The organism is Stackebrandtia soli, from assembly GCF_965137155.1.
Classification (GTDB): Bacteria; Actinomycetota; Actinomycetes; order Mycobacteriales; family Micromonosporaceae; genus Stackebrandtia; species Stackebrandtia soli.
This window is the reverse complement of record NZ_CBCRZX010000047.1, coordinates 24,586-35,298: the sequence shown is the minus strand read 5'-3', so window position 1 is coordinate 35,298 and position 10,713 is coordinate 24,586. Positions and strand designations below refer to the sequence as shown.

Here is a 10,713-nt window from a genome sequence, read left to right as displayed (position 1 = left end):
GCGTCCCATCGAGGCGCGCCGCCCGACNCCCACTCGCTCCACATTCCACCATCCACTCTCGTACTGCGTGCCGGGGCGGCGCGTGCCACGAGAAGCGTTCGAAATGGGGTTCTACATGCCTATCTACGACCCTGCCCACTGCCCGATCCGCGACCACAAGGGACTCAAAGGAGGCGGTGCCGCCGTGCCCACACCACAACCCGACATCCGCACGACCACCGCCGTCACACCCCGCCGCACCGCACTCACGGACGGAGCCGCGACGCGAGGAACCGGAAACACCGACACCACAAGCGAACCGGCCCGACCGCTCGGCGTGTTCACCGTCGACGGCTGCCCCGCCGTCATCACCACCACGGGCCGCGGAGAAGCGCGCGTCGACCTGCTCGGAAGCCGAGGCGTCGTCACCGGCCCGCTCGGCGCCGTCACCGGTCTCGACACCGCCGTACCACTGCTGTTCCTCGACACGCGCGAGCGCGCTTGGGCGTCCGAACCCGCGATCGCCTGGCACATAACGAGGACCGCCGTCGACCGCTACCGATCGACTCCCGTCACCGCCATCGACAATCCGAGCCTCCCCGACGAGACGGCACCGCTCGACGCGGAACCGTCTGGACGAGACCGGCGCCGCGTGCGCGACGAGGCGACGTCCGGGGGCGAGGACGGACGACAAGGAGATCGGCGAGATCGCTTGCGGCGCAACATCGTCAAGCCCAGCGGTGAAAAGACACGGCGGGACGGAAGCTCGGCCGCCTCAATCGCGGTCGGACGCCCATTGGGGACGACCGTCGTCGAAGGCCGCGTCGTCGTCATGACGGTGGAGCGCCCCGGCCGTGCCAGGGTCGACCTGCTCGTCGGCAGCGGCGCCGTCACCGCCCCGCTCGGCGTCGTGACGGCACTCGGGACGGCGATCCCATTGCTGTACCTCGATACCGGCCAGCTCGACTGGGCCGGCGAACCTGCGATCGCCTGGCACATCACGAGGACCGTCATCGACCGCTACCGATCCGACGATCCGGACGACGCCACGACCGACGGCCCCGTACCCGTCCAGCACACGATCGGTACCGAAGCGCCGACGTCCACACCGGAGCCACCGCCGGTCGACCTCGCGGAGGCACTGGCGGACCCGGAATCGATCGAGGCCCGATACCGCGCCTGGTTCGGTGACACCGAGCAGCGCCGATCACGGGCACACAGCGGCATCGTCTACGAGAAGACCACCATGGACGACGAGGGCACTGACGCCGGGCGACAGGCGGTGGCCCGATGACGACGCTGAACTTCCACCTCGACCGGATCGCGCCACCGATCGTCCACCCGCGACTCGGCACGACGTCGCGAATCCCTGCGGCCGACCGATACCAGGAGGACTGGCGGTCCCTCGCCCAGCGAATCCTCGACCAGGCACGCCAACCACGCCCACCGGCGCCGGACACGGCAGGACAACCTTCGACCGCGTCGGACGAGGCCATGCCCCGTCCAATCGCTCCGGTTGCGGGCGCGGCACGTTCGACCCGCGAGGCCATGGCCGGATCGACTACTCCGGCTGTGGAAGCGCTACGCCCGACCACTTCGGCTCCTTCGACCACATCGCGCGTCGCCGTGCCGCGTTCGACTACTTCGGTTGCGGGCGCGGCATCGTCGACCCGCGAGGCCGTGGCCCGATCGACCGCGCCGAGCGAATCCGTCAGCCGTGCTGCCGGGGGAGCCTCGGTGATGGGAGGCGGAACCCGCCGAGCCGACCGAATTCCCTGGCTGCGGCGCCGATCCGATGGTGCTCCGGTGACGATCTTCGTCGACGTCGCACCCGACCGCCGTCCGAGGGCCGATGTCCGAGACCGCTGGATCACCTTCTATGTGGATGGTCGCCGCATTTCCGGCCCGGACGTCGGAACGTCCCGGTATCGCCGCACACCAACGGGTCAGGCCGTCGGACGATGCCCGGTCGCCCCACCCCGCAAGCCCGGCCCGGTCCGGTGGGACCTGACAAGGCCAATCGGGTCGTCCCTGTCCGTTCAGCCGCGAACCGCCAAACTTGGACGCGAGTCACGAGAGCGCCAGTATGCGACGTCCTTGGGCACGGAGCCGGTCCAAGCGGCGGCCACGGGATCACCGCCCGGCCGCACCCTCACAACCCAACGGCCCCAGGCGACGTCGGCGGAGTTCGACCCTCCGGGCATCAATCCGGCACCTGATCCGGCGGCGCCTCCGGATTCGGGGCGCGAACAGGAACCGGAGCCGTCGGGGTCAAGCGGCGTCGAGCGCGATGACGACCTGTGTCTCGCGCACATCCCGCGTCGTTCTCGACTGCGCCGGATTGCGGTGTGGCTGTTTGGGTCTCGGGCCGCCCGCCGGAATCGCAAGCTGACACGGTGCCGCACCTGCCGTGTCGAGTGGCCCTGCCCGCCCCTGGTTGAACAGCTTCGCCACCGATAGAACCTCATCCCCCAAGGGGTTCCGCGCGGAGGTGGACCGCGCGGGCATCGCGGCCCGGCCACCTCGCGTGTCGTCAGGGTTGGTCGGTGGTTGCGTCTCCCGGCTTGGTGGGTCTCTCTTCCTGCCCGTGGTTCGCGTTGCGGCCCCGCCCGTCGCCCCACCAAGCCGAAGGTGGGCGCCGTCGCGCGTGGATGGGTTACCAAGCCGGAAGTGGGTGGCCCCATGCGCTGGAACCACTGCGCGGCATGGTTTCGGACGTCGCAGTAGCAGGCGGTTGCTAGCCTTCGGTTTCCTCGGTGGACACCGACCCTGAGGCGGGAAGGGGAACGGGAAGCATGCCCGACGCGACACAGTACTTCGACGAGGACGGGGCCTGGCTCGGGCAGGATCACCGCCTCGGGAGCACGCCGATCCAGACTGCGAATCAGGCCGTCTTCGCGGACGGAGGCCGTGGCCCGGACTGCGGGACCGGCCCACTGCTGTCCGTTCCCGACTTCTGGGTGGCGAACACGAGCATCTGCGACGACGGCGTGGTCGTCAAAGACCTTCTCGCGCTGGAGTTCCGGCCACCGACAAAGCCCGGCCCAAGACCGAAACCCCCGATCAGTAGGAGCGACTCCTCGGGCACGTACTGGCTGATCGTCGGAGTAGTGGTCGTTCTCGTCCTGCTGCTCTGCATTCTTTTGTGGACTCAAGGCGTGGTCGGCGGCTACACTCCGATCCTCGTACCCTCCGCGATCGCCGGTGGTTCCGTCCTGAAAAGACCATCGAAACTGGTACTCGACACTGATGACGCCGAGTATCAGGATGCGGTCCGCGAACACACCGCCGTCCGTCGCGAGTACGCAAAGGCCCGCCGCCGGTGGGAGAACGCTCGACTGTGCCGGAGTTGCGAAGAGGCCTGGTTCGACCCCACATCACCGAGCTCCAGCAAGGCATAGCAGTACCAGGCACTTCCGTTGCGGCTCGGACGGAACCACCGAATCGCCTTCAACCGGGTGGCCACAGAGCTTCGGCTTGGTGGGTCTTTCTTCCTGTCCGTGGTTTGTCTTCCAGTTCCGTACGTCGCCCCACCAAGCCGAGTTGGGCGCCCTGTGCCGCAACAGTTTCAAGCGCGCTATCGGGTGGGCCTGGTAACGTGCGGTGCCGTTGGGTGGGCGCACAAGCCCTGTGGCGGAAGGAAAACGGAACGATGTCCGACACCGTGGTGTACTACGACGAGGACGGCGACTGGCTTGGAACTGGGACCTCGCTTGGGAACGCGGACATCCAGACCGCCGATTTGACGGTTGGCGCGGATGGTCCCCAGTGTCCCGACTGCGGAGCCGCTCCCATGTCGTCGGTCCCCGATTTCTGGGTCGCGAACACGGATCTCGGAGATGACGGAGTCATCATCAACGATCCACTCGCGCTGGCCGTTCGCCCGCCCGCGAAACCCGGCCCACGGCCGAACCCCCCACTGATAGAGCCGCGCCAGCAGACGAACTGGCTTGCCGTGATCGCCGTCTTCGTCGTCGTCGCGGGTATCGGCGCGCTCATCTGGACGGACGCGGGCCCACAGTACGTCGCCCCCATCATGGGCCCGATCGGGCTGATCGGCGCGTTCGTGGCCAAGACTTTCGAAAGGACCACGAAGGTGGAGGTGGACACAAGCGACCCCGAGTTCCGGAAGGCCGTCCGCGAGCACGCCGCCATCCGCCGCCGTTATGCCAAGGACCGCAACGTGTGGAAGAACGCGTGGCTCTGTACATCCTGTGAAAAGGCCTGGTCGTACCCGAAGCCAATCGCAAGCCCGGACGCCGCATAGGAAAACCGGAGCGTTCGTCTATTGATGCCGGTGCGGGGCTATGGGTTGCGGCTCGAACGCCTTCGCGACCTTGCTGGTCGCTTCCTGATCGGAGCCCGGACGTCAGTCCGTCTCCGGTTCGCGGCGGTCAAAGTTGGGCAGGTAGGTCTCAAGCCAGTCATGGAGGCCATCTCCCCAGTGTTCGACGGCCGTGTCGACGATCTCGTCGGGGTCGCCCGGTTCCAGGCCGAACTCAGTGGCGAGCCACGCGACGTACCGTTCGCTGCCCGGCGTCGGTCGGAGATGGTCATCGTTGTCGTACCAGGCGGAGTCGGGATAGTCATCGCGACCGGGCTCGACGTGTAGGTCGGCATCCGCACCGAGCAACCGCAGAAAGGACACGGTATCCGCGGCGACGAGCCCGAACCCGCCCTCGTCCCCGAACGCGACGACCGGCCACTGTGCTGGGTCGAGGTCGTCATGCCGCCACACGGCCAACAGCGAACCAGACGAGTTACCCGACGCGAAACACGGCAGACGACGCAGGAACTCGTCATCCTCAGACCACGAGGCGATCCCACTGTCCTTACCGAACGGACGCATCTCGAACCGCCCGGCGTAGAACTCCCGCTGCTCCCTATCGAACTCCCACAACCGATTCAACTCACCGACCGGCGAATACTCCTCAACCACAACACCCTCCACACCCGTGACACACATGGGGTCACACCGATCCGGCACCCATTTGTCTACGTCAAGTGAACACTATGGATCAGCAAAGGCGATTCGAGGCTACCGTCTCGAACGCATGAGCTCACCATATTCCGGTTGCGTCCGCATCCATCGAGTGAGCAACCATCGGCGCACCATGAATGTCACGGCCGCCACCAGAACGCCGATTACCATGAAGACGGCAAAGAGCGCTCCTCCGAGACGGACAACGAATCCCAACCAGCCATCGAAGATGCGCACCCCGGGACCCGAGCACTCGACGGTGATCGGCGCTCGACCGAACGGCTCGAGTGTGACGTTCCGATATCGCTGAAAACTGCTGTTGCGTCCCGTCGGTGCCACGATCTCCGAGCTCTCGCCCGCGCTGTCGGTGGTAACACAGACCACGGCACCAGGGCGTCGATATTCAATCGCCGCAGTCATCGACGACTGTCCATCCCAGATGAACGGCTCCGAAGTCGTGGCCAGTGTTCCGCCGAAGGTGCCGATCACGAGGGGCGACGATGCGACCAGAATCGCGACTAGAATCCCCACGACAATCGATATCCGGGCCCACCTGGACGAGTGGATCGCCGCTGTGGATTCGTTCTCCGAATCATTGCGGCTAAGCGAATTCACGTGAACTCACGCATGAACTCGGCACGATCGACGCCGATGGTCGGGCGAGTTTTCCCACGTCCTTGAATCTCCTCAGGAATGCGCTTTGGCTCGATGTGGGTAGGTCCTTGATCTCTCATGGAAGCACGCGGCGGCGCCTTGGATGCCCCGCCCCGGGACGGGAAAGGCTTTAGACACGCGGAGACGTTCACATGGGTCCGCGAATCTACCATCGGTGGTCAAGTGTCCACTTGGATGCGTTTGTGGTGGCGGCGATGTCGGTGGGGGTTGTTAGGTTGCGGGGGAATGTGGTGTCTGCCCTGGTGGGTGTTGGAATGGTCGAGGTGGTTTGTCGTGGGTGTTGGGTTCGAGGTCGTGTCGTTCGACGTGGCGTGTGCGCGGGTCGAGGGGTTGGCGGGTGTCTTCGAGGGGCACTATGAGACGGTTCTGCTCGTCGACGGGGATCTGAGCATCGAGGGTGATTTCCTTGAGGGCGTGGCGAAGTACGGAACGGCCGACCTCGTCGTCGTCACCGGTGACCTCGCTGTCTCTGGCCGGATCGCCCTGTACGAGACGATTCCGGGGCTGTACGTCGGCGGCGGAACGACCGCGGAGACGCTGGAGGGCGGCGACTGCGAGATCCACATCGGAGTCGGTGACTTCACGCACCTGGTCTACGGCTACTACAACAGCGGCATCCTGTCCACCGGCCCGGTGATCGTGCCGTGGGTCATCAACTCCGACCACGACCTCCGGGTCAGCGCCGACGGAGCCTCCTATGTTGACAATTACGGCGACGTCATGCTCGACGAGGCGGACTACACGCCCGACACGATCGTGGAGGCGTTCGTGCTGGAGGTCGTCGACGAAGAGGACGAATGCCTGGACGTGACGGCGTTCCTGGAACGCCTGCGTGCGGGACTTCCCGTGCTGAAGTCCTGATAGAACGTTCATAGTAGAGTGTTTCGCGGCTTCGGCGGGCCCACTGGCCGGCTGAGCCTTGCCGCCAGTGTGGAAGACGGATCGTAACGTCGAGACATGTCGAAACCTGTCGAAGTCATACGGTGCCGCGCGGCATTGGCGCGCAACGGGATCGGCGTCTTCCTGCTGGGGTGGATGACGGTCGCCGTGCCGGTGTACGTGTTGACGGAGGGCATCACCGACGGTGTCTTCGCCACGATCGCCGGTTGCTGTCTGTGGTTCGTCATGGCGGGAACGGCGATCGGACTCGCCGTCGGGCTGCGCAAGCGGATCGAGCTGTCGGACGAGGGCGTCAAACTAATCGGTTCCACAGAGGAGACGCTCATCTCGTGGTCGGACATCAACGACATGAAGATCGGCGGTGGTCAACGGGAGTGGGTCGCGACTATTCGCGTCGACGGCAGGGACATCACGGTCTCGGCGCTGACCTGCATGAAATGGGGTTGGCGACCACCTCGATCGATGCGCCGCTGCTTCGACCGGATGTATCGCGAATGGCGGCGACACGTGCGGGCCGGCGGGAGTCCCTGACCGGCCGCGGTTTTGCCCGGTCGGTGCCGAGCCGGTCGGTCGGAACGAGCACCCGCGTCCCGGAATCCGAGCATCGTTGGGGGCGCGGGACGAGGCCCCCAAGCACTACGATGTGTTGCATGTCTACGCATGATGAACCGGGCCGTGAGCTCTCGTTGCGCGCCTCCGACGAGGAGCGCGAGCGGATCGTGTCGCTGTTGAACACGGCCGTCTCGGAGGGACGCCTCACCCTCGCCGAGTTCTCCGAGCGTTCCGGTGCCGTGTACTCCTCTCGTACCCGCGCCGACCTGCAGGAGCTCGTCGAGGACCTGCCCGTGGCGCCGAACGTGACGACGTCAGCGCCCGGCTCGGAATCCGAACGGACCGAACACGTTCCGATCGGCGCGATCAAACGCAGTGGACGCTGGAGGCTGCCCGCCCGTTCGACGCTGGGCGTCTCCATCGGTCCGATCAAATTGGACCTGCGGGATGCGGAACTAGACGCGGCCGACGTCACGATCAACGCGTCCACCGCGATCGGCACGATCAAGGTCGTCGTGCCGGACAACGTGCGGCTCATCGTCGACGGAAACTCGTCGCTCGGCACGCGCACGATCGCGGAGAACCAGCTGCCCGCGCACATTCCGGCGCCGACGATCCGGTTGCGCCTCGACACCAGCATCGGCACCGTCAAGGTCTATGTGGATGACGGCAAGCGGCGTTACTACTTCTGACGTGCCACGGCTCGGCCCCGCCGAGGAATGGACGACGTTCCCAATGGTCGATCGTCGTATGCTCACGTCATGATCAAGCTGAGTGACGTGGTGATCGACTGCAGTGACACGATGGGGATGGCGCGCTTCTACGCGGCCGTCGCCGGGGGAACCGTTCGCGAGGATTCCGACCTGGACTGGGCCAGCGTGGATCTACCCGGATTCGCGTTGGCGTTTCAGCACGTCAACGACTACCGCGCTCCGGAGTGGCCGGGCCAGGAGCGCGGTCAGCAGGTCCACATCGACTTCGAAGTGGATGACCTGGAGGCGGAGGGCGCGCGGATCGTCGAGTTGGGAGCGATGTTCCGTGAGGAGCACATCGGAGACACCGGGTACGGCTTCGTCGTGTATCTGGACCCGGCGGGGCATCCGTTCTGCCTGTGCCGTACGCGTTCCTGAGCCAGTCCATCATAGACGGAGCGACACGCGTCGGCTTCCGCGCATGACACAACACGGCCCCCGGACGAATCCGGGGGCCGCGCTACATGTTGTGAAGAGAACTACTGCTCGGAGCAGCGGTGGCCGTTAGGCCGGTCCGCTTACCAAGGCCACCAGGGCCAGCTCGGCCAACCGGGCTCTTCCGGGTCGGTCGGCTCTTCCGGGTCGGTCGGGTCCTCGCCGCCGCCACCGTTCAGGAAGGCGGTGTTGAGGAGCAGGTTCGGAGTACCGGCCGGGGCACCGGAGATGGCGTCCGTCAGCGCGTTGTCCTTCAGCGCAGCCTCGACGTCAGCGGGGGTGGCGTCGGGGTTCTCACCCAGGTACAGGGCAGCGGCACCCGCGACGTGCGGGGAAGCCATCGAAGTACCGGAGATGGTGTTCTCGCCGCCATCCAGCCAGGTGGAGGTGATGTCCACGCCTGGGGCGTAGATGTCAACGCACTCACCGAAGTTGGAGAAGCTGGCGTGGGCGTCAGCGTCGTCCGAAGCCGCAACCGTGATCGCTTCTGGTGTGGAAGCCGGGGACACACCACAAGCGTCAGAGGATTCGTTGCCGGCCGCGACCGCGAAGGTCACGCCCGACTCGACGGCGGCGGTGACCGCGTCGTTGACAGCCTGGTCCTGCGGGCCACCGAGGCTCATGTTCGCGACGGACGGGCCTTCGTGGTTCTGAGCGACCCAGTCGATACCGGCGATGACACCTTCGTAGGTGCCGGAGCCGTTGTCGTCCAGAACGCGGACGGCGACGAGGGTCGCTTCCTTGGCGATGCCGTAGGAAGCTCCACCGATGGTGCCGGCCACGTGGGTGCCGTGTCCGTTGCCGTCGGTGGCGTCGTCGTCGTTGTCCACGGCGTCAAAGCCGTGAACGGCCCGGCCTTCGAAGTCCGGGTGGTCGACCGCGATGCCGGTGTCGACGATGTACGCCGTCACGCCGGTGCCCGCGGTGTCGGGGTAGGTGTAGGAGTTGTCGCCGGCGGTGGCGTCCTGGTCCAGACGGTCCAGACCCCACGAGGGCGGGTTGTCCTGCGTGCCCATGGTGTGGACGACGCCGTTCTCCTGAACGTAGTCGACCCGCGGGTCCGCAGCGATCTGACGGGCTTCCTGGGCGGTCGCCTCGATCGCAATGCCGTTGACGGCGCGGAAATCAGAGGTGATCTCGACACCGTACTTGTCCGCGATGGTCGGGGCCGACTTCGTCGAAGCGTCGTCCTCGAGCATGACGATGAAGCTGCCGGGGATGGCGTCTTCACCGGCGCTGAGCACGGTTCCTTCGGCGTGTGCCGGGGCGGCCCCAAGCATCGCGGCGGCAGTGGCGACGGTGGCGAAGCCAACGACGCCGAGCGCCGTACGACGCCCTGCCTTCTTGATACTCATACTGTCTTCTCTCTTCGTAGGGGGTGAAGGACCGTTACCGATCCGTTATGGAGTGCGATATCGATCCTTTCGAAAGAAGCGATCTCTCACCACGGGTGGCAAATGATCTGTGGCGAACGATAGTTCGTCCATTCCACGTATGTAAAGAGTGGGGTATTTAATTTTTTCTAATCTACTGAGCGTTACAGCGATGCCGGTAGATATGTGCGGGGACGCTACCGGCGGGTAGGTTGTGACACAAGGCGCATCCCATATAGTGGAATAACACTTCGTAAAGTCCTTGTCTCGCAACGCAACGTGGCGAATTTCGCCCAAAATGGACGCCCGAGGGTCAACTTACGCCGTCGTATAGTCATTTTGGAAACCTGTCGACTACATTCAGCTACGTCGATTTCAGTTAATTGGCGTTCGCTGATTGAGGTCGGATGAGGAAGTTATGAATCAATGAACGTAACTCTCCGTAGTTATAGTTTGGACTATGCGTTGACATTCGTGAGAACTGCATTAATCTACTGTGGATATAGAATTGTCCGCGGTATGGAGTCAGGCTCAGTCGAGGCGTCTTGGCCGCGTGACGCCTGACCAGTCACGGCGATACTCGGGGGCCGCCGCCGACCACGCCGACGGGGCTTGCGGTTTGGGGGTGGTCGTGTTCCGCGGCTTGGTGGGTCTTTCTTCCTGTTGGGTGGTTCGTGTTGCGGTCGCGGGGTGTCCGCTGAGCCTGGGGGGTGACGTTCGCAAGGCCGGGAGTGCTTGTCTTTGGGTGGGTGGCCGCAGACTTTCGACTTGGGGGTGGTCTGGTTTTGCGGCTTGGTGGGTCTTTCTTCCTGTTGGGTGGTTCGTGTTGCGGTCGCGTACGTCGCCCCACCAAGCCGTGGTTCTCGGTCCACCCGATGGAGACGGTTCGTGTTGCGGTCGCGGGCGTTCGCGAGGCCGTGGCTCTCGGGCGTCCGGTGTTCGCGGGGGAATCTGTGATGGTCAACAGAAGGCGTGCTCGGAGGGCACTCGTTGACGTCGAGGTGGTGGTCGCCTTGCCGGGCCATTCTTCGGCTTGGTGGGGCGGGTTGCGTGGCGAAACCGTTNT

General features: G+C 65.1%; 10 protein-coding genes. 7 read left to right on the top strand and 3 right to left on the bottom strand.

Annotated features, from left to right (window positions below; genetic code table 11):
- The first annotated feature begins 115 nt into the window (after window positions 1–115).
- The 3 genes from ACM9NP_RS20330 (at window position 116) to ACM9NP_RS20320 (ending at window position 4,246) form a co-directional block, all read left to right on the top strand.
- The gene (locus tag ACM9NP_RS20330) at window positions 116–1,273 is read left to right on the top strand and encodes a hypothetical protein (protein ID WP_415648348.1); all 1,158 of its coding nucleotides are present in this window, start codon (window positions 116–118) and stop codon (window positions 1,271–1,273) included.
- 1,501 nt (window positions 1,274–2,774) lie between these two features.
- Window positions 2,775–3,380, top strand: a complete 606-nt coding sequence (locus tag ACM9NP_RS20325) for a hypothetical protein (protein WP_415648347.1) — start codon at window positions 2,775–2,777, stop codon at window positions 3,378–3,380.
- A 251-nt stretch (window positions 3,381–3,631) separates the two neighbouring features.
- Window positions 3,632–4,246 (top strand): hypothetical protein, encoded by a 615-nt coding sequence (locus tag ACM9NP_RS20320; RefSeq protein ID WP_415648346.1) that lies wholly within the window; start codon window positions 3,632–3,634, stop codon window positions 4,244–4,246.
- A gap of 102 nt (window positions 4,247–4,348) precedes the next feature.
- On the opposite strand, the gene ACM9NP_RS20315 is transcribed toward ACM9NP_RS20320, so the two are convergent.
- Together ACM9NP_RS20315 and ACM9NP_RS20310 are read right to left on the bottom strand one after the other, a co-directional pair.
- On the bottom strand, window positions 4,349–4,918 hold the full coding sequence (locus ACM9NP_RS20315; RefSeq protein ID WP_415648345.1) for a hypothetical protein: 570 nt from the start codon (window positions 4,916–4,918) through the stop codon (window positions 4,349–4,351).
- A gap of 99 nt (window positions 4,919–5,017) precedes the next feature.
- Window positions 5,018–5,449: a hypothetical protein gene (locus tag ACM9NP_RS20310; RefSeq protein WP_415648344.1), complete on the bottom strand. Its 432-nt coding sequence runs from the start codon at window positions 5,447–5,449 to the stop codon at window positions 5,018–5,020.
- A 459-nt stretch (window positions 5,450–5,908) separates the two neighbouring features.
- Here ACM9NP_RS20310 and ACM9NP_RS20305 point away from each other — a divergent pair, with 459 nt between their 5' ends.
- From ACM9NP_RS20305 to ACM9NP_RS20290, 4 genes are all read left to right on the top strand, one after another.
- Complete coding sequence (locus ACM9NP_RS20305) at window positions 5,909–6,496, top strand: hypothetical protein (protein ID WP_415648343.1); 588 nt, start codon at window positions 5,909–5,911, stop codon at window positions 6,494–6,496.
- 96 nt (window positions 6,497–6,592) lie between these two features.
- Complete coding sequence (locus ACM9NP_RS20300; protein WP_415648342.1) at window positions 6,593–7,066, top strand: hypothetical protein; 474 nt, start codon at window positions 6,593–6,595, stop codon at window positions 7,064–7,066.
- 119 nt (window positions 7,067–7,185) lie between these two features.
- Complete coding sequence (locus ACM9NP_RS20295; protein ID WP_415648341.1) at window positions 7,186–7,779, top strand: DUF1707 SHOCT-like domain-containing protein; 594 nt, start codon at window positions 7,186–7,188, stop codon at window positions 7,777–7,779.
- Between the two features lie 69 nt (window positions 7,780–7,848).
- Window positions 7,849–8,217: a VOC family protein gene (locus ACM9NP_RS20290; RefSeq protein ID WP_415648340.1), complete on the top strand. Its 369-nt coding sequence runs from the start codon at window positions 7,849–7,851 to the stop codon at window positions 8,215–8,217.
- A 140-nt stretch (window positions 8,218–8,357) separates the two neighbouring features.
- Here the strand turns inward: ACM9NP_RS20290 and ACM9NP_RS20285 are convergent, their stop codons facing one another.
- On the bottom strand, window positions 8,358–9,629 hold the full coding sequence (locus ACM9NP_RS20285) for a S8 family peptidase (protein WP_415648339.1): 1,272 nt from the start codon (window positions 9,627–9,629) through the stop codon (window positions 8,358–8,360).
- Window positions 9,630–10,713: the final 1,084 nt, after the last annotated feature.

What these genes read in the sequence shown, in the direction of transcription:
- ACM9NP_RS20320 (WP_415648346.1), top strand. Translation starts at nt 3,632, where the DNA reads ATGTCCGACACCGTGGTGTACTACGACGAGGACGGCGACTGGCTTGGA.
- ACM9NP_RS20325 (WP_415648347.1), top strand. Translation starts at nt 2,775, where the DNA reads ATGCCCGACGCGACACAGTACTTCGACGAGGACGGGGCCTGGCTCGGG.
- ACM9NP_RS20290 (WP_415648340.1), top strand. Translation starts at nt 7,849, where the DNA reads ATGATCAAGCTGAGTGACGTGGTGATCGACTGCAGTGACACGATGGGG.
- ACM9NP_RS20300 (WP_415648342.1), top strand. Translation starts at nt 6,593, where the DNA reads ATGTCGAAACCTGTCGAAGTCATACGGTGCCGCGCGGCATTGGCGCGC.
- ACM9NP_RS20295 (WP_415648341.1), top strand. Translation starts at nt 7,186, where the DNA reads ATGTCTACGCATGATGAACCGGGCCGTGAGCTCTCGTTGCGCGCCTCC.
- ACM9NP_RS20330 (WP_415648348.1), top strand. Translation starts at nt 116, where the DNA reads ATGCCTATCTACGACCCTGCCCACTGCCCGATCCGCGACCACAAGGGA.
- ACM9NP_RS20285 (WP_415648339.1), bottom strand. Translation starts at nt 9,629, where the DNA reads ATGAGTATCAAGAAGGCAGGGCGTCGTACGGCGCTCGGCGTCGTTGGC.